Source organism: Prosthecobacter sp., from assembly GCF_044222565.1.
In the GTDB taxonomy this organism is placed as follows: Bacteria; Verrucomicrobiota; Verrucomicrobiia; order Verrucomicrobiales; family Verrucomicrobiaceae; genus Prosthecobacter.
The window spans coordinates 133840-154794 of record NZ_JBGANA010000006.1; the positions used below are offsets into that span (position 1 = coordinate 133840).

The following is a 20955-nucleotide window of genomic DNA, read 5'->3' on the forward strand; positions in this document are numbered from 1 at the left end:
GGCCAAACTGAACGTCCCTTCCCCCCCCCTCATTCGGCATTCGACATTCCGCATTCGCCCTTCAAAATCCCCCTCCTCCTTTTTCTTTTCAAGACCATGCGCATCCTTTCCGGCCTTCAACCCAGCGGCAGACTCCACATCGGCAATTTCTTTGGCATGATGGAGCCTGCGCTCAAGCTGCAGCACGAAGGCGACGCCTACTACTTCATCGCCGACTACCACTCCCTGACCTCCGTGCACGACGGCAAGGCGCTGCGCAGTTATGTCCGCGAGCTCGCCATCGATTTCCTGGCCTGCGGCCTCGATCCGGACAAATGCGTCTTCTTCCGCCAGAGCGATGTGCCCGAGCACTGTGAGCTCTCCTGGATCCTCAGCACCATCACCCCCATGGGCCTGCTGGAGCGCTGCACCAGCTACAAAGACAAAGTGGCCCGTGGCATCCAGGCTTCGCATGGCCTCTTCGCCTACCCCGTGCTCATGGCCGCGGACATCCTCATCTATGACAGCGATGTCGTGCCCGTGGGCAAAGATCAGAAACAGCATGTCGAAGTCACCCGCGACATCGCCATCAAGATGAATGAAACCTTTGGCGAAGGCCTCTTCAAGCTGCCGCAGCCACGCATTCAAGAATCCACCGCCGTCGTCCTCGGTCTCGACGGTCAGAAAATGAGCAAGAGCTACGACAACACCATCCCGCTGTTTGAAGAGCCAGGCCCGCTCAAGAAGAAAATCATGGGCATCAAGACCGACTCCACCCCCGTCGAAGCCCCCAAATCCATCGAAGGCAGCAGCATCCTGGCTTTGTACAAGCTGGTCGCTTCACAGGCGGACTATAACACCATGGTGGCCGATCATCTCAAAGGGGGCGTCGGCTACGGCGACTTCAAGAAGCGTCTGCTGCAAGGCGTGACCGACTACTTTGCCCCCTTCCGCGCCCGTCGCGATGAAATCGTGGCGGACAAGGGCTACGTGGACAAGGTGCTGGCTGAAGGTGCGGAGAAGGCACGGGCGGTCGCGCGGAAAACGCTGAGCCGTGTGCGCGATGCGGTGGGCTTGGGCTAACCATTCGTATGCCATAACTATTCAGGTCCGTGGGAATAGCTCACGTGAGCTTTGCTGTGCCCCTCACCCGACCTCTCCCCGAAGCAGCCATACAGCTAAAAAACCGGGGCGGGGAGAGGAGATTCGCTTTGGAACGCTTGAAAACTCGATCGAGGTCGTTACGCATTATACCACGAACAGGTGAAAATGGGTCTGGACGTTCAACTTGCCGCCAAGGCTGCGGGTATGAATGAAAATGGCGGGCTTTGCGAAGCGTTGCGGGACTAGGATGGTCCCGCTCCTGCCAGAGCTTCGCAACGCGAATGCCTTGGAGGAGAGGGATCATCTTGATCCCTCAACGCTGCGCGATCACCCGGCGTCTTGTGTTGGTGCAAGCGCCTGCTGGACAGGCCGAGACCTGTTTTCAACTGTCTGTGGTATTACTCCTCTCCCCGTCGAGGGCGTGATTTGGTTAGAAGCCACTTCGGGGAGAGGCCGGGTGAGGGGCGTTACAAAACTCTCTCCCGCGGACCTGAATAGTTATCGTCTGCCTTCGAAGACCCACGCCTGCAAAATCATCGCATACGTGGGTCATCCATCTGGACTTCGAAAATCAAAAATCGACTGCTCATCAATCCTCAATCTGTCCACCACGCCATTTCACCGTCTCCGCTTCTTATTGTTCTGCTGAGCACGCTTGTGGCCATGTCCAGGCTTGCGCGGAGGCGCGCTCTTGATCTCGCTGCGGTCTCTTTCGCGGCGCTGCTCGGGCCGCTCCGGTTTGCGCGAGCGTGGACCCTCGTCCTTCGGCACCACCAGCATGAAATCCACCTGCTTCTTCACGCTGTCCACCTTGTAGATCTGCACGACGACGTTGTCGCCGAGGCGGATCACACGGCGCGTGTGGCGACCCGTGATCTGACGGGCGACGGGATCGAAGACATAGAAGTCATCGCGGATGGCGGAGAGCGGCACTCCTCCGCTCAGGCCCAGATCCGGCACATCCACAAAGAAGCCAAAATTTCGCACATCCGTGACCAGCGCCGCATAGGGCTGCGGCTTCTTGGAGGCGATCTGCGCCTTGAGATAGGCATAGAGTTTGACCTCCTTGCTGTCCCGCTCGGCATCAGACGAATTCTTTTCCGTGATGCTGATGTGCTCCGCGATCTGCTTCGCCACTCCTGCATTCAGCTCCACCTTGTCGAACAAGGAGCGGTGCACCACCAGGTCCGCATAGCGGCGGATCGGTGAGGTGAAGTGCGTGTACTTGGGCTTGGCGAGGCCGTAATGGCCGAGGGGTTCCACGGCATAGCGCGCACGCATCATCGAGCGCAGAAAGCCGATTTTCAGCGCCGGACCAATTGGCAGTGTGTTGAGACGGCTGAGAAGCTTCTGCACCTCCGCGCGTTGCGTGAGATTTCCGCAGGGCACGCGATGGCTCAGCACTTCCTCGCGATAATCATTGAGCTTCTTCTCCTTCGGCGACTCATGCACACGATACACCGAAGGCCGGTCCAGTCCCATGAGACGTCCTGCCACGGCCTCGTTGGCCAGCAGCATGTATTCCTCGATCAGTTGATGCGATTCATCGTTCTCAATGCGCTCAATGCGCAGCACCTTGCCGTGCTCATCCAGCCGGATCTTGTTCTCCGGGAAGTCCATGTCCAGCGAGCCGTTTTTGAAACGCAGATGGCGGATCTTTTGAGCCATCGCATGCGCATCATGCAGCATCTGCTCGGTCTCATTGTTCGGCGGCACCTGGATCACGGCAAACGCCTCCTTGTAGGTAAAGCGGCGCTTCGAGCGGATCACGGAAGGATAGAACTTTGAGCTCTCCACATGCCCGTCCTTGGTCAGCACGAACTCCACGCACTTCGTCAAACGGTCCACGTTCGGCTTCAGCGAGCAGAGCTCGTTGCTCAGCGCCTCAGGCAGCATCGGGATCACCCGGTCCACCAGGTAGGTCGAGTTGCCGCGCTTCTTCGCCTCCACATCCAGCGCGCTGCCTGGCAGCACGTAGTGGGACACATCCGCGATGTGCACCCACAGCTTCCACTGGTCGCCATGCTTCTGAAGGCAGATGGCATCATCAAAATCCTTCGCGTCATCAGGATCGATCGTGATGACATTGTGCGGCCGGCAGTCCACACGCCCCGCACATTCCTGCGCGCTCGGCTGATTGTCCGGACGCGACTTCGCGATCGTGTTCGCCTCATGCAGCACGTTCTTCGGAAAATGCAGCGGAAGATCGTAGTGCCTCAGCACCGAGAGCATATCGACGCCTTCTTCATCCGGCGAACCGAGCACTTCGATGATCTCGCCCTCAGGCGCTGTCTTCTTCGATTCCCATTGGGTGATCTCCACGACGACTTTGTCGCCAATGTTCGGCTTGCGGCCCACATCGCGTGGTTCTCCGACATAGATCGCTCCGGGCAGACGCGGATCATCCGGCGTCACGTGCAGGAACTGCTTTGAGCGCTGCAGCGTGCCAACGAACTGGGTTCGCTTGCGCTCCAGCACCTTCACCACACTGCCGCTTTTTTCCTGCTGGCCCGGCTTCACATCCAGGCGCACCAGCACACGGTCGCCATGCATGGCGGTGCTTGTATTGCTTTCAGCAATGCTGATTTCGCCAATGCCAGATTCCTCCGGCTGTACAAAACCCCGGCCCCCACGTGTGATCTGAATAACCCCGGGCACCAAGTCGGCTTCTATCGCCACAATGTAGCGATTGCCTTTCGTCCGTACGATTTTACCCTGTTTCTCCAGGCTTTTGAGCAGGCTTTGCAGCACCTGCTGTTGATTGGGCTTCATGCCCATTTGGGAGAGAAGCTCTGGCACATTGGAGGGTATGTAATCCTCACTGCCGAGCAACCTCAGTAGTTTCTTTTCCATCTTATTCTTAACTATCTAATCAAGTTACACTCGCACGTCGAATCATTCCGTCAATGAGAATTCGGCGGCACCCGGAACTCGCGGTTCAATCTCAGCTTCAGTTTTCGCATCGTTTCATCCAGCTCCTCACGCGGCTTCACCAGCTCTGGCTCCAACGTTTCATTTACGGGCGTGGACATCACCCGCTCATAGCGCGTCACCAGGTCCTGCCCGTCTTCGCGCAGTCCGCATTGCTCGATCAATGCTCTCGCCCGCTCAACCATCGCGCGCGTCTCCACGATCATTGTCATCGCCTCGGTTTCCGCGATTTCACCACGCTCCACTCGTGCCAGCTGCTGGCAGTTGAACAGGCGGCACCGCACCGGTCGCTTTTCATAAACCGTGCACCGTTTTTCCACCAGCGCACTGCACGGCTGCTCCATGAAGTACTCGCCCTCCCGGCAGCGGATTTTGAGCCCCAGCCTCCCCAGCTCCGCCGGCACCTCTCCCGGCTGCATGCGCACGATCTGAAACATGGTCCCGTCACAGCACATCCCGCACGCTGCGCACAGGCGCGCGGCGGTTTCAGGAAATCCTTCGGGAATCATCCCTAACTGGTAAATGCTTTTCACCCATCAAATCAACCTCCGCTATTGCCAAACAAACGCCCGATCCGCTAAAAACCACGGATGCTCCTTCGTGCCGCGTTCTGTCTGCTGCTGTTCTGCTCCCCTGCCCTGGCGCAGCAGCCTGCACCGGCAGTGCCTCCCGCAGTGCAGCGCTACCTTGATGTCGTGCGCAAGCGCCCCCAGCCCGGTACACTCTTTGAGCGCTTCTACACCGCCTGGCTGGAGGAGAGCAGCGCCGCCGAGCTGCAGCAGTTTCTACAGTCCCGGGCGGACAAGGCGGACGCCACCCCCGCCGATCATCTCCTGCTCGCCACCTACCATGCCCATCTTGGCAATGACCCGGCAGCCCTCTCCTCCTACGAGAAGGCGCTTGAGTTGAACCCCGCCAATGCCTCCGCTTGGATAGAGCGCTCACGCCTTGAATCACGAGCTCTTGATTTTGCCGGCGCCCTTCGCTCTCTCGATGAAGCCGCCAAGGCAAAACCGGATGCCGCAAGCTCCATCGAAATCGGCAGGCTCCGCGGCCACGCTCTTCTCCGCCTCGGCCACCACGCAGACGCACTCCGCACCTGGCACGAACTCATCACTTCCAATGCAGATGACGAGGACCTCGCCGAAGAGGTCATCGATCTCCTCACCGATGAAGGCCAGTACGACTCCGCACTCGATGCCGCGCAGACTCTGATCAAGCGCACCCGCGATCCCGTCTCCAAAACTTTGCGCCAGCTTCGGCTCACCGACATCCTCCTCCTCGCAGAGCGCCGCGATGATGCCCTCAAAACCCTGCGCGATTCTCTCGCCGCCACAGGCTCAGGCACCTGGATCGAAGGCGACGTCCTCGGCCGCATCAGCCGCATCTTCCGCATGCGCGATGACGTGCAAGGTTTTGAAAAATTCCTCGCCTCTTTGGTGAAGGAAAACCCACAACGCGTCACTCTCGCCTGGCAGCACACCAGGCTCTTCGCCGAGTCCGGCCAAAAAGACGCCGCACTCACGCAAGCCCGCTCCCTCCTTCAATCCAATCCCGGCCGGCGCGATCTCCAGGAAGGCTTCCTTGATCTTCTCGAATACCTCGACCTCATCAAAGACGCCGTCGAGCAAGCTCAAACACTCATTCAGCAAAACGCCTCAGACAAAGAGCTCCTCGTCCGCCTCGCCAGCCTCCAGCACCGCGCCAAAGACGATGCCTCCGCGCAGTCCACCCTGCAGCGCTTCCTCCAGGCAAATGGTACCGGAGAAGCCGACTACCTCCGCGTCGCCCGCTTGCTCGAAAACTGGGAAGACCCTCCCGTGCAGCCCGGCAGTCCCGCTGCTTCAGCCTACGCCAGTGTCGTTGAAAAATTCCCCGCCAGCATCGGTGCCCAGGAGGCCCAGGCCCATTACTTCCACCGTGTCGGCCAGCGCGATGCCGCTCTCGCCATCTGGGCTCGCCTCGCCAAGTCCGCCCCATTGGAGGATCTCCTCCGCATCACCCAGGCCTTGCAGGCACGTCAGGAGTCACGCACCGCGCTGGATCTCCTGCTGCCGCGCGAAAAAGACTTCGTCAATGAGCCACGCTTCTTCGCCCTCCTCGTTCAGCTCGGCCTCGCCAGCAAAGAACTCAACCGCACTCTTCCCTGGGCACGCACCCGCCTGGATCTCGCACACGAAGCCGAAACCATCGAAACCGCCATCAAAGACATCCTGCTCGTGCTGCGCAGCGATGAAAAAAACAAGCTCTCCTCTCCCCTGTTTCAGGAACTTCAAAGCTCTTCCGCACTCACCATCCAGCACCGCTGCCTCCTCGCCGCCCTGCTCGAAACTGTCGGCAAAAAAGCCGACGCCGAAAAGACCCTTAACGACGCACCCGCAGAGGAAAGGCTCATCGCCCTCTCCCAGCTCGCGCAGATATTCCAAATCCGTCAGGACTGGGACAAAGCCGCGCAAACACTCCAGCAAGTCATTGATCTGCCCGGCGCCCGTTCCTCCGCCCGCGTCCAGCGCATCGTGGATTGTTATCACCGCGCCAAAAAGCCCGAGCAGGCCCTCACATGGATCGCCGAATGGAAGAAGCTCTCCCCCTCCGCCGCGCAGCCATGGCTCGAAGAATCGCGCCTCTTGATGGGACTCAGGCGCACCAAGGACGCCCTCGCCCTCCTGCGAAGCGCCATGCGCAGGTTCCCCGACAACATCGAACTCGCCTCCAGCTACGCCACCCACTGCCTGAAAAACGGCCAGCCTGATGAAGCCGAGCAGACCTACCTTTCGCTGTACGAAAAAACCACTGATGCCACCGCACGCCTGCGTCTCATCGGTCCCCTCGCACTGGCTGCCCAGCAGCATCACACCCTGCCTCGTCTCATCGAAAACTTCCAGCAGCGCCAGAAGCAAAACCGCGCCAGCGCCCAGCCTTGGCTGGCTTTGGCAGAGATCCACCGCGCCACCAACAACGATGAAGAACGCCGCCGCTGCCTCTACGAAGCCTCCCGCCTCCGCCCGCAGGATCTCGCCCTGCTCCTCGACATCGCCCGCAGCGAAGAGGAGATCGGCCTCACCGCTGAAGCTCTCCGCACTCTCGAAAGCGCCGCCAAGTTCGACAAAACTACCAGGACCCGCGAAAACATCGCCCGTCTCCAAATCGAAAGCGGCGATGCCGACCTCGGCTACCGCATGCTTTACGAAGTCATCGGCGGCAGTCAGACGGACGCCCGCGCCCTGGAGCAGATGGCCGACACCATCGCCGAGAGAGGCGATTGGGATCGCGTCATGACGTTTCTGGAACCCGTGCTGGAAAAGCATCCCCAGGATTACCGCCTCCATTACTTAAATGCCGTGGCTCTGGAGGAGGCCGGGTACGAAAAGAGGGCCGCAGACGCCTTCCTCAGAATCATCGGCATGGCCGAGGAACTCCCCGGCGTGCAGAGCACCGGCCTTTCGAAGCAGCCTGCCGCCCGCCGCCTGCCTCCAGGGGCGGAAGACTGGCTGGTGCTTCCTGGTATCAGGCAGCATGCCTACGCACACCGCCATAAAAACGGGCGCCGTTCACCCGCGAGTCAGTCCGTGGGCAGTGGTGCCCCATCCGGCTTTGTCGAACAGCCTCTCAAGGTTTCGGAATCTCCCATGCTTTCCCTGGCTCATCTTCTGCAGATGGTCGCTGGATGGAACGCCCAGGAGCAGGCATGGCTGGCGCAGCAGCTGACGCAGGCTGGAGTCGAGGACGCCACTCCGCTGCTGGAGGCGGCGGCAATATCACCACGCCTCTTCCCCTCACCGGAAACGCTGATGCAGCATCCGCAGAATACCAGGCTGTATTCGGTCTGGCTCATGCAGCAGCAGCAGGGCATGCCGGAGGAAATGCTGCCGTTGTATGAGAACGCCTGGAACCTCTTCCGGGAGGCCTTCCCTGATCTCGCCTGCAGCACGGCCCTGCGCGCCAGGGCCATCGCTGGCGAAAAGTCCGCCTTGTGGCTGAACCGCTTCCTCGACCTCATTTCATCCATGCCGCAGGCGGACGCGGAGACTTTCTCCTCCACCATTGGCCTGCTGCAGAGTCACGTCGCTCCGGCGGATGGGTCCGCCAAGCCCCCCCTTGCTCCTGATGAAATCGCCCGGATCTCCAGCCGGCTGCTCGAATGGTACAGCAAACATCCGGAGGGCCTGGATCCCGCAGCTCTGGTTGGAGCGCTGGTGGCGGTTAAAAACTGGGATGGAGTGGTGATGGCGCTGCGAGTCGCGGTCAGTCCGTCCGAGTTTCCTCCCACCCAGTTCACCGCGCCCACCGCGCCAGCAGGCAGAGGCTCTCGTGGCACCAGGGGCATTCCTCTGATCCACGGCGTGCCGTTCCAGCCGCAGCCTCTCGGCGCACCTTCCTGGCTAAGCGCCAGGTTCCCTGATTTCACAGCCTTCATCAACGGCCTCACTTCCTACCGCGAAGATGCACATGGAGTCTCGGACCTGCCTGAGATGGCAGCACAGCGCATGCTGGAGATGCGCGCCAGCTTGCTCCCCCACGTTGCAAAAGAGGACAATGATCCGCTGAAGTTCATCCTCCGCATCCTTTGCGGCGAAGATGCCGCCCTCGAGAAAGAAAGCGCGGCAAAATTGCAGCGGCAGGATGTCACCGCGGACGATCTCCTCACCGCCGCCTGGCTCGCCCAGCGCACCCGTAAATCTGCGGACGCTATTGAGCGCCTTGCCCGCGCACTGGAGCTGACGTCCGACCCGCAGGATCACCTTCAAATAGAAACGGCTATTTTCTACCACACTCAGCGCCTTCTCCGGCAGGAACCCGGCGGGGCGGGAACGGCCCCTGCGCTCGCCCGATGTTCCTCGCTCCTTCACGCCCGGCTGCAAATTGCTCAAACCCAGGACGAGCAGAACCTGATTGTGCACGTCATGAGAGTCATCGGCCTGCAAGGAGAGGCGACGGCGGCCGAGGCCAGTGCGCGCCGCCACCGCAGCGTCACATTCGGAACCTCCTCTCAGGTCACCAATCCGTATTCCACCTCCGTCAGTCGCGCCTATCGCCAGCTTCAGCCGCGGGCGCTGAAAACTTCCGCGCAGCTTGTGAAGGAGGGCAAAGGACCGTTCGTGATTAACGAACTTGTACGACAGCTCCGCTATGCCATCTGGGAGGCGGTTTCGATGCACAGCACCACATCGCACGACCAGCAGATCCGTCAGATCATCGCCCAGGCCGCAGAACTGGGCCTTCGGAATAAAATGGTGGAGGTTGTCCGCAGCTCTGCAAACAGCGGCTGGCGCTCACATCTCGAAAATGCCTTCGTTTTGGAAGCTGACCCGAAAGACTCTGCCGCCGCGATGGCGGAGCACCGCGCGGTTCTTGCAGCAAATCCACATTTGTTCTATTCGCATGCTCGTCTCGCCGCCCTGCTCGCTTTCGACGGTCACTATGCGCAGGCCGCGGAGCACTGGCGCCGCCTTTCCGCCGCTCATCAGGAATTCATGATGCAGGGCTTCATTCAGGAATTCTCCGCCAGAAAAGGATTTTCCACCATGCTCTCCGGCCTGTTGTGCGCGTGGTTGAAGGGCCTTGAACCTCGCCAGGTGCTCTCCGTCGGCATCATTCAGCAGATGGGCCGGGCGCTGAATCAAATCCAGTCTTCCGGCCAAGGCTCTCTTCCTCCGCTCTACGACCCTTGGGATGTGAACCACTTGACCCTCGCGCAGCTGCAATGGAGAACCGGTTCCGGAAGCCAGGCAGAGGACTCCGGAAATACTGAATCTGAAGTCACTGCAGAGCTCACCGAACGACGCCGGGCGCATGACGACCTCTGCCGTGCCATGCTCCAGGTGCCGGAGCTCGCGGCGCTGGCTTTCGGCCCTCTCGCGGGCCTTATCGTGAAAGACGGTGATAAAAAACAGATGGAAGCCCTCGAGGCCACGGCCATTGACCTCCTCACCCGCCTTGACAGCCCGGGTGTCAGACACAGGCTTGCGGCACTGGGTTCAGATGGAGAAGGGGGCGTTTGGAATAAGGTCGCATCCATGGCATTTGACAATTCCGACCGCATCCCCATGCCGGACGCCTCATCATTTCTTGTGTTGAGCACGGCTCTTCGTCACGATTCTCAGGCACTGAATGAGAAAGTAATGCCGCTGATCATTCGTGCGCTGGGGCCAAAGCAGGCCGCCCTGATGAAGGGCTATGCCATGCTCATCATGGTGCCGAAAAATGAATTCCCCGCCACCGCCGCAGAATGGCTCAGACTGCATCCCCGCGACGACATCAACAACGAAGGCGGCGCTCACCAGGAAGTCCTGCGCCTGTGGATAAAGCGCGAGATTCGCCTGCCGATCGATGAACTTTTCCTGCCCGGAACTTCCGCCTCCTCGGGCTACACCATACCGCTCGTCACTTCCGCCTACATGCAGGCCCTGGGAGAGCGCAGCCCCGAACTCATGCGCCTTTTTGTCAGAAAGCTGCGTGATCAATGGCTCGGTCATGATCGCACTGCGCGCCGCGAGGCCTTGGCCCGGTGGGTGGCACTGCAATACAAGCCGAGCAACAGGCCCCAAGGTCAGCCATCCCCGTCAGAAAACACCACCCAGTCTTATGCCTTGTGGCTGCAGACCCTCCTTCAAAGCCACCTCGGGCTCTGCCTGTTCGACCTCGCTGTGGAGGATGGACTGGATGATTCCCCCGACTGGCTGGCTCCCGTCATCAGCTTTCACTCGCAACGCAGAGAGATTCGCACGCCATACGATTTTCTGCACATCGTCGAGTGCGTCGGCTTCGTCGGCGCGCCCCATCTTTCCGTCCTTATATCGCAGATTATACCTTCCATTCCACATGGCTCGAAGATTTGGCGCGCACATTTCGCGAACGCTCGGACGAAGTGGGAGTCAATATCGCTCTCGAATACCTCCGCAAATGCAAGCCCTCGTTGGGCTCTCATTTGTTGCAGGCGCTGCTGCTGAAAAGCGGCAGAACCCCGTTGCACCTGGACGGCAGGCCCGTGTCCGTCGCCATCGGCCCGCTCCGGCCTGGCTCAAACGGCTTCGGCAGTGCCCTTCGCAGCGCCGCTCTGCGGCTCGTATTGCAACGGCACGCGCCTGAGATCAGCACGCTGTCGGCGGCAGCACGCCGGGAACTGTCGGCGCTTCTCCGGATTGAACTGCAGGGTTATCCCCTGCCTGAACGCATGGGCAAGGTCCTTGCCCCTGCACTCGCGCCGTTGATCGAAGCGGAAAACGACGAACTCTTCCGCAAGGCCGGCCTGCTGCTGACGGCGACATCGCGGGATGACATCTCCCGGCTGGAGCATGAGTTTGGTCAAAAACTGCAGGTATTGCTGCGTGAAGTCGCCCGCGTGGCGCCCGGGAAGGCAGACAGCGCGGCACGGCACGTTGTTGCTCTCACGCGCGCTGCCGCCTCCCAAAATCAGGCTCCATCGGGGAGCCATGAAGGAGGTCTCGTTTATGATCTCATCAACTCCTTGGGCGACATACCTCAGATATTCACCACAGTCGCCGGACTTGCTGACGACGCCGGCATTCCCCACCTGCACACCGGGTCAGGCGGGATGCTCCGTCGCTTCGAAAAAGAAGTCCATGACCCGGCCATGGCAGTTTCCTGGTTCACCGCCACTCCCTTCGTGGCGGATGTTAAAGATTTTCAGGGCTTGCTGGTGATCAACGAACTCTGCCCGAGCCTGCTTTTCCATCTCGTGGGATATGTCGAAAGCCACCCTGACACCAAGGCTGCCGTCGTTGCCCACTTGGAAAGACAGCCTGCCACATTCGGCGTGGATCTGTTGCAGGCATTGTTTCAGTTCGACTCGGAGAGTCCCCCTGGCTCACCTTCGCTTGAAAATTTCGTTCTCAGACACAGCGGCGAATTTCACCAACTCAAGCCGCACTCCGCCTCCAGCCTGGTCGCACTGCTCAAGACTCTCATGCCCGACCTCTGGCTGCCGGAAAACAAAGGCTCTCCACTGGTCGCCGCCCTGAAGCCGCTGCTTGAAGTCGAGGCCCGCGGCTTTGATGACGAAGTCTCCCGCTGGCTGGGCCTCAAAGAGCTTGGAATTTTCAGCATCGACGTCAATAGCACCCTTCAATACAATGTGCGCCTGCTGGAAAGACTCGCGCAGTCAGACAAGCCGCGCGCGGTTGCTTTGCTGGATCACATCACGCGTCTCCTGGCACAGGAGGACGACAAAAAAAAGAGCGGCTCACAGGCGCAGGTTCAGCCCCACCACACCCTCCTGGCTCGCTGGCTGCAGCAGGCCGTCGCCATCCCCGAACTGTTTGCTGAAGTCATGCAGCACGCCCATGAATGCGGTGCCACCGCCAATCCCCCCTGGCTGCAGGCCGTTCTGACACAGGTTCAGGACATCCGCCACCTTCGCAGGCAGCCGGAGCGTCTTATTGCTCTCCTGGATGCCGCCCATCTCCTGGATCCCGCCGCCACTTTCAATCCGCAGCGCATTCCGATGGAACAGGCTACGCCTACTCTGCTGGAGGCATGGCTCCCAGTCATCGCCCAATGGCCGGAAATGCCTCCTTTGATCGCCAAACATCACCCTGGTTCATTCGGCACCGACCTGCTCGGCTTGATCCTCTGCTTAGATCTGAAAGAGGAGCAAACTTTGGCCTTTGCCAAAAAACATCAGCCTGCTCTCGCCGCCGCCACACCGGAACAGCAAATAATGATCGCCTCTTTGCTGCATCGTCTCGGATGGCCAAAAGTATTTTCACCGCAAATTCCATCCCTCGACGACCTTTGAGATGAAGAATTTGCCAGCCCTTCCTTCAGACCACTAAGCCCACGCCATGCGTACACGCATTCTGCTTTTCCTTCTGCTTCTCGGGTCTGTTGCGTGCGCGCAGACTCCTGCCATCGCGGTTCCCTCTTCCGCCCAGCGCTACCTCGACGTCATCGCCAAGCGCCCGCAGCCCGGCACGCTCTTTGAGCGCTTCTACACTGCCTGGATGGAGGAGGGCACCGCTGCGGAGTTGCAGCAGTTCCTTCAGTCCCGGGCGGACAAGGCGGACGCTCGCCCTGCCGACCATCTCCTGCTCGCCGTCTTCCTTGCTCACAGCGGCAATGACTCCGCCGCCCTCTCAGCCTACACCACCGCCCTGCGGCTGGATCCCTCCAATGCCAGCGCCTGGATCGAGCGCTCTCGCATCGAGGCCCGCGCGCTCGACTTCACCGCTGCTCTCACTTCTCTCGACCAGGCCGCAGCTGCCAAACCCGAAGCTTCGCTCTCTCTTGAAATCACCAAGCTGCGCGGCCGCGCTCTGCTCCGCCTAGGCCAAAGCGATGAAGCTCTCGCCCTCTGGAAAAATCTCGCCTCCGCCCATGCCGATGACGACGACCTCCACGAGGAGATCATCGACCTCTTCGTGGATGAAGGACAGTTCGATGCCGCGCTGGAATCCGCCAGCGCCCTTGTGCTGCGCACGCGCGATCCCATCGCCAAGATCATGCGCCAGCTCCGTCTCACGGACATTCTGTTGCTCGCTGAGCGCCGCGACGAAGCTCTCGCCACGCTCAACACCGCCTTTGCCTCCACCGGCGCAGACACGTGGATCGAGGGCGACATCCTTGCCCGCTATGACCGCCTCTTCCGCATGAGCGATGACCTCAGCGGCCTTGAGCAGCATCTTGCCAACTTGCTCAAGTCTCATCCACAGCGCGTCACCCTCGCCTGGCAGCACACCTTGCTGCTTTCCGCCCTCGGCCAAAAAGACGAGGCCCTGCAAAGCGCCCGAGCCCTCCTTCAGGCCAATCCTGGCCGCCGCGATCTCCGCGAGGGCTTTCTCGGTCTCCTCGAATCCGTCGGCCTCACTCAGGAGGCCGTGCAGCAGGCCCAGTTCATCATCTCGCAAAATGCTGGAGACAAAGAGCTGCTCATCCGCCTCGCCACCTTGCAGCATCTTGCCAAGGCCGATCCAGCAGCCCTCACCACGCTCGATACTTTTCTGGCCGCTGCGGGTACAGATGAATCATCCCACCTCCGCGTCGCACGCCTTCTTGAAAGCTGGGAGGAGCCACCATCAAAGCCCGAGTCACCTGCCGCAAAAGCCTATCTCCGCCGCGCCTCGCCAAAGACGGCTCGCTCGATGACCTTCTGCGCATCGCCCAGACCTTGCAGGCACGTCTCGAATATCGCCCCGCATTCGATCTCCTTCTCTCCCGCGAGTCAGAGTTCGCATCTCAGCCACGCTATCTCGCCGTCCTCGTCCAGCACGCCATTGCCAACAAAGAATTCGACCGCGCACTCCCCTGGGCACGCGCCCGCCTGCGCCTCATGCAGGACTACGATGGCATTGAGCTCGCGCTGAAGGACATCCGCTCCATCGCGCTTATTGAAAACCAGAGGCACACCAAGCCCCTCATCAGCGAGCTGAAAAAGCAGGCCTCACTCACATTGCAGGACCGCAGCCTCCTCGCCGCGCTTCTCGATCTCGACGGCCAGACCTCGGAAGCAGAAAAACTTCTCAACGGCGCACCGGCCGAGCACTCACTCATCGCCCTCGCTCACCTCTCCCAGATTTATCAGTCGCACACCAACTGGCCCAAGGCTGCCCAGGCGCTGCAGCGTACGCTCGATCTCCCCGGTGGCCGCACCAGCACCACTCTCCAAAAACTCGTCGATCTCCACCGCCGCGCTCTTCAACACACTCAGGCGCTCAAGTACCTCGCCGAATGGAAAATCTTCTCCCCCACTGCCGTCCAGCCCTGGCTCACCGAGGCCCGCATTTTGGAGGAAACTTTTCATCCCGCTGAATCTCTCAAAGTCCTGCGTCAGGCCCAGCGCAAATTCCCCGACGCCACGGAAGTCGCCACCGCCTGTGCCGCCGCCTGCCTCAATGTCGGCGATGCCGCGGAGGCGGAACGCATCTACCTCGCCATTTACGAAAAGACCACCGACCCCGCCTCCCGCATCCGCCAGCTCGGCCCTCTCGCCCACGCGGCGCGCAGTCACGATGCGCTTCCCAAGCTCATCGAAAACTTCACAAAACGTCAAAAGCAGAACCGCGTCTCCGCCTTCCCCTGGCTCGCTCTCGCGGAAATCCACCGCGCCACCGACAACGACGAAGAGCGCCGCCGCTGCCTCTACGAAGCCTCCCGGCTCCGCCCGCAGGATCTCACCCTCCTCCTCGAGATCGCCCGCAGCGAGGAAGATGTCCGCCTCTTCCCCGAAGCACTCCGCACGCTGGAGACCGCCGCAAAGCTCGACAAAACCACCCGCACTCGCGAGCGCATCGCACGTCTGCAAATGGAGCACGGCGATTCCGAAGCCGGCTACCGCATGCTTTTCGAGCTCGCCTCCAGCAGCACCATGGACCCGCGCGAGATCGAGCAGATCGCCAACGTCCTCGCTGGAAAGGACGACTGGGAGCACGTCATCGAGTTTCTCGATCCCCTGCTCGAAAAATATCCAACGGACTACCGCCTCCACTATCTCCACGCCGTGGCCTTGGAAGAAATCGGCCGCGAAGCAGCCGCCGTGCAGGCTTTCATGAAGGTGCTGGCAATGCACGAAGAGCTGCCCGTGCCTCCGCCGGCTCCGGCTCCCGTCCCGCAGCAAAGCTCCAACACCCTGACATTGTCCATCAACGTGCAGGACGCCCCTCCCGGCACCATGGACTGGCTCTTGCTGCCAGACATCGCACGGGCCGCTTACCAACACCGCACGGAGCGCATTCGCTCCCTCCACACTCCCGGTGTCACCTTCCAGGTCAGCCTCCCTGCCAATGTCATCCTATCCCCCACCTATGCTCTCGCACACGTGCTCCAGATCAGCAGCGCCTGGCAGGAGGAAGAGCAGCAGCGCCTGCTGCGCCAGTTGCAGCGTGAGGGAGTCTCTCACGCCCCGCTGCTCATGGAGCTTGCCCTCCAGAGCTCAGACTTTCAGGTCACCGAGGAGATCCTCGCCGCCCATCCTCAGGATGCTGCATTGCACGCCGCCTGGCTGCTGGGCCACCCGCCGGGAGAAGACCCCATACTTCATACCACAACAAACCATCGCTGCTTTGAGATGTTCAAGGCCGCCCACATCTCTCTCGCTCTTCAGGCCGCGTATGACGCACTCAGGGCCGCACAAACAGAAGCCGACGCCGCTGCATGGGTGCAGCGCATCATTGCTTGTTGCCAGCCTGTGCCGAGGTCCGCTGGCACCGAATGGTTCATTCTGAAAAACCTGCTTTCCAGCCTGGATGAAAATCCCCCCTCTGGAAGCACTCCGCCCATGGTCTCCCTCAGTCCGGAACAGTCACAGGCCATCATGACCATCCTGCACCGCTGGGCGCTCGCCATGGACATCAGCCAGTTGCAGGATCTGGACAGCCTCTGCATCGCGTTTATCGATTTCCATGCCTGGGATGCTGCCTTTGAATGTTTGCAGCACATGTACGCCCTGGCACGACAGCCCAATGCGCCCACCTCCCTGCGGCAGCAGATCTCATTCAATCAGCAAAACACCTTCAGTGCGCTGCCATTGGCCCTGCCTGCCACTTCCGTTCATCTGCCTCTGCTCCTCTCCCCTATCCTGACTGATTTTATCGAGAGAATACAGCGCAGCTTCGACAACAGCGATGAAGAGCAAATTCGCTTCATCGCCAGCTTCCAGGCCGCCATGCAGCCCCGGCTTGCCACCATCTCCGACCCCCCGCTTAAATTCATGCTGACCATGATATGCGGAAAAGGGGACGAGCTTCTCGCAGACTTGCAGCCTCGCTTGAACTCCCCTGCTGCCACCGCAGAAGATTTTCTCATCGCAGGCTGGATCTGCCAGGAAACCCGTCAGCATGCCGCCGCCGTCGCCCACTTCCAGCAGGCGCAAAAGCTCATCACCTCCAATGACCTGCGACTGCGGACGGTGAACGCCGTTCTCTTCAATGCGCAGAAGCTCTTGCAGTCAAACGAGGCATCGTTGGCCGCCAAGGGCCACACCATCCTCCGCTCCGCCCTTGAATTCGCCCTGCCTTTTGCCACCAATCGTCAGGAAAAAGAAAGTCTCGCAGGGCTGATGGCAGAACACGGCATGGAGGCCGAGTCGGCCAAGCTCGTCCAGTCCCTTCCCAATGCCGCCGTCCCTCTCAAGGCGCAGTCCACCGCCGCCATCCTCAATCCCTACGCACGCGCTTTGCTGCAGCAAAGATCCGGCGATGCCTTCGATGCTCTAGAGCGCCTTTTCATGCAGAGCAATCCATCCGGCGCTCTCCATGAGGCCCGCCGCCTCATGCGTCTCTACGTCGCCGAATGGCACAAGCCCGCCCAGCAGCGCTCAGCCCAGACGGTCGGAGATCTGCGCCTGCTACTCGAAAGACTGGAAGTCCAGCACCTGCGCGCACCTCTGCTTCTTGCCATCAAAAACGCCGCCACCTCCAGCTGGCAGCAGCGCATGGACTACGCCGCCACGCTCTGCCTGCTGCATGCCGACCACCTTGTCTTTCCCAACAACGATGGCGACCGCACGCTCTCCGCGGAGGAACTTCTCTCCCATGCCATCACGGAATACACCGCCGTCCTCGCCGCCAATCCTCAGGTCTATGTAGCCCGTCATCGCCTGATCCTGCTCCTGGTCGGATCGGATCCCGCTGCCGCCTTGAAGCACTGGCTGGCTTTGCCTCCGGCTCAGCAGCCAGATGTGCTCTACGACCTCAACGATCAGCCAGCCAGTGTCGATGGCAAAGAAACCATGGTCAAAGCCGTCGCCCATGCACGCCTTGTTTCTCAATGGCTCAAAAACATCGATCCCACAAATCCCTCCTTTGCCAGAAGCCCTGACGCCATCAGTGAAATTCTTTTTCAGGTTCAGAGAGGCGGGCAGGACTACCCCGGCCTGTGGGAGATCATCTCCAAAGATACCGTTTCAAAATCCAGCCATCCGGATTGGGAGTTCGACGATGTCGGCATGCTAATACTCAGCGAGGAGGACCGCAGGTCCCGCCACGAGCGCCGCCTAGCGCATGACACCTTGTGCCACGCCATGGTATCCATCCCCGCATTTGCCCGGGAGGGCTTCGCCCCCCTCGCAGGTCTTTCCATGCTGGAAGGCCGCAATGTTGAAGAAGTCGAAAAAATTGCCCTGCACATCCTTGCCTCTCAGGCCAGCCCTCAGCTGCGCCGCCAGTTCAACGCTCCACAGACTTCAGCTGCCCAGATCGCTGAAATCAACTCTCGCTTTCAAAGCAGTGATCAGATCGCCTCGCCGACTCCCGCCATCTTCGCCACCTGGAGCGCCGCCCAGCGTGGTGACTCCCGCGCTCTTGATGAGGAGGTCTTTCCTGCCATCCTCAAAGCGGAAGGCCAGACCATGCTCGACTTCTGCCGTGGTTATGCCGCCGTGATCATGGCCCCGGATCAGGATTTCCCATCCACCTCCTCCGCCTGGCTTCGTTCCTGGAGCCGTCACCCTCTCGCATTCGGTGACCGTGGCATCTGCCGCGAGATCGTCCGCTTGTGGCGGGCCCGTCGCATCAGCGCTCCGCTGGATGACCTGTTCATCGAGCACCGCGCGCTCGCCCTGCCCAACATCCTCACGAGTGCATCCTCATCCGAAAAGAATGCCTTGGACGACTACGTCCGCGCACTCGTTCACCGAGAGCCTGAGGCCCTGCCCCGGTTCATTCGCCGCATGCGCGAGGTGCTTGTCAGCCCGGACGCCTCTGTCCGCAGGCAGCTCATGGCCAAAGTTCACCAGAAGTCGCAGCGCGGCAGTTCCTACCATTTTTCCTCCGCGGAGCGCACTGCCTTCCAGTACAAGGCCTGGCTGCAGCGCCTCATCGACGACGGCCGTGGCTGCTTCGCCGCACTCGAGCTTGCCTTGGACGATGGCATGGTCGACTCCCTCGACTGGCTGGACCGTGCTGGTTCCTCCGAATTTTTGGACCGCATCCAGACGCCCTCGGACTTCACCCGCTTCTCCCGCGTGCTGGGCTTCCTTCCCCATCCGGAAGTGCCCCACCCCTTTGGCACCGCCCGCTTCAGGCAGCAGTCGTTGATGACCAGCCTCGCCACCTATTTCCGCGATGAGCAGAAGGACGAGGTCGTCCAAGCCACACTCGCTCAGCTCGGCGCAGAGCCTTCAAGTCTGCCAGCGGACCTGCTGCAGGCCATGCTGGTGCGCACCGACGTCACCACGCTGCATCTCGATGGCAGCCCGGTTCAGATTCCGGCTGCGACTCCCGACTCCTCACGCGAGCTCAGCCTTTCCGCATTTCATCTCGTGGTCGTGCGCCATGCCGCCGCCATCGCCGCGCTGTCTCCGGAAGAGCGGCAAAACCTCGGCAGCTTTCTCTCCACCCATTTGCCCGGCTTTCCCAAAATCGAAATCGCCGATGAAGCCTTCACGCGTGCCGTCGCTCCCATCCTCCAGGCCCAGGCAGACGGTCTCAGACGCCAGGCCGATGCCATGCTCGCCTGCAAAACCTGGGAGGAGTTTGATCGCGAGCAGAGCCAGCCTTTCACCCTCATTCAGTTCCTGCTTAAATACTCCGCCGTTGATCCGCCCCGCTCCACCGCGGTGGCGCATCACGCCTTGGATTTGATGCGCGCCACCAAGTCGCAGCGCGCCGCCATCGCAGCGGGCCAGCATGACACACCCACTGGCAATCTCATCCTAGCTCTCGCTCAGGTGCCTCCCCTGCTCGGCACATCCCTCTCCATTGCCGAAGACGACGGGCTCGGTCAGTCCCTCGGCTGGAGCAGCATGCTCAGCTTCCATTTTCATGAGGCGCTCAAGAATTCGGACACTCTGTTCTGTGTGTTTCAGGACACCCCCTTCACCGCCGAGGCCCCCGCCTTCCGCGATCTTCGCGTGGAAGATCCTTGCGAGCCCACCATCCTCGCCCGCATCATCAACAGTTTGGACAACGACCGCGCCAGCTCGGAAAAAATAAAACGCTGGCTCGCCCGTCAGCCTGCCACCTTCGGCACGCGTTTGCTGCAGGCGCTGCTCCACCGTGCTCCAGCGGATGCGCCGGACGTCCTGAGTTTTTATGACGAGCGCGGTCGGCCGAATGATTCCACCATTCTCGACTTCATCCGCCAGCACCAGCACGACTTCACGCTCCTCTCTCCGCAGAGCGCACCCGCATTGCTCGCCCTGTTCCAGGCCCGCCTGCCAGACCTGCAGTCTCGCATCGCGGCGGAACCACGGCTCCAGGCTTCCCTTCAGCCGCTGTATGAAGCAGACTCACGTCAGCTAGCGTCGGCGGTCACAGACTTCCTTCAGATCATCAATCTCAAACAGGCACGCTGCAGCGCTTTTGAGCTCATGCAGCGCGCCCAGCAGCTTCTCGATCGCCTCGCTCCTGTGGACAAGCCGCGCGCCGTGGAAGTGCTCGATCACGTCAGCAAACTCATGGCCACCGAGGAAATCCTCGCGCAGACCCGGGGCAAATCGAATGCGCCCCATCTCACCGCCGTCGCCCAGTGGCTCCAGTTTGCCGCCGTCACGCCAGAACTCTTCGATGACATCATGCAGCGCGCTGCCGAATGCGGCGCCGCCAGCCATCCCATCTGGGTGCAGCGCGCGCTCACCCACATCATGGACATCCACTACCTGCGCAGCAAGCCCGCGCGCTTCATCCCGCTTCTCCGCGCCGCCCACATGCTGGACTCCGCCGCCACCTTCAATCCATGGCCCCTCCCTCAGGTCAACGACCACGAGACCTTGCTCGAACTGTGGCAGCCAAAGCTGCAGAGCCGCACCAGCCTCGTCCCTGCGCTCACCGCGCATCAGCCGCACACCTTCGGTGTCGATCTGCTCCTCCTCCTTTGCGGCCAGCCCTCCGACCAAGCCGTCACCGACTTCGCCAGAACCTACGCGGTGGAAATCGCTGCCGCACCGCCCGCTCAGCAGAAAATCCTCGCCGCCTTCTTTGAGCGCCAGCCCTGGGGCAAAGTCATTGCTCCGCTCCTGCCTGCGCCTCCGTCAGAACGCTAAGACTT

General features: G+C 60.8%; 6 protein-coding genes. 4 read left to right on the top strand and 2 right to left on the bottom strand.

Annotated features, from left to right (window positions below; all coding sequences use genetic code 11):
- Positions 1 to 96 precede the first annotated feature (96 nt).
- On the top strand, positions 97 to 1062 hold the full coding sequence (gene trpS, locus ACILSR_RS10730; protein WP_395749762.1) for a tryptophan--tRNA ligase: 966 nt from the start codon (positions 97 to 99) through the stop codon (positions 1060 to 1062).
- 639 nt (positions 1063 to 1701) lie between these two features.
- Here the strand turns inward: trpS and rnr are convergent.
- Together rnr and ACILSR_RS10740 are read right to left on the bottom strand one after the other, a co-directional pair.
- Entirely contained in the window at positions 1702 to 3936 is a 2235-nt protein-coding gene (gene rnr, locus ACILSR_RS10735) for a ribonuclease R (protein ID WP_395749763.1), read from the bottom strand.
- A gap of 50 nt (positions 3937 to 3986) precedes the next feature.
- Positions 3987 to 4523, bottom strand: coding sequence for a YkgJ family cysteine cluster protein (locus tag ACILSR_RS10740; RefSeq protein ID WP_395749764.1), 537 nt, complete (start codon positions 4521 to 4523; stop codon positions 3987 to 3989).
- A gap of 81 nt (positions 4524 to 4604) precedes the next feature.
- On the opposite strand from ACILSR_RS10740, the gene ACILSR_RS10745 reads away from it, so the two are divergent.
- The 3 genes from ACILSR_RS10745 (at position 4605) to ACILSR_RS10755 (ending at position 20950) form a co-directional block, all read left to right on the top strand.
- Positions 4605 to 10964, top strand: coding sequence for a tetratricopeptide repeat protein (locus tag ACILSR_RS10745; RefSeq protein WP_395749765.1), 6360 nt, complete (start codon positions 4605 to 4607; stop codon positions 10962 to 10964).
- Between the two features lie 224 nt (positions 10965 to 11188).
- Complete coding sequence (locus tag ACILSR_RS10750) at positions 11189 to 12772, top strand: hypothetical protein (protein WP_395749766.1); 1584 nt, start codon at positions 11189 to 11191, stop codon at positions 12770 to 12772.
- 1368 nt (positions 12773 to 14140) lie between these two features.
- On the top strand, positions 14141 to 20950 hold the full coding sequence (locus ACILSR_RS10755; RefSeq protein WP_395749767.1) for a hypothetical protein: 6810 nt from the start codon (positions 14141 to 14143) through the stop codon (positions 20948 to 20950).
- The last annotated feature ends 5 nt before the right edge of the window (positions 20951 to 20955 follow it).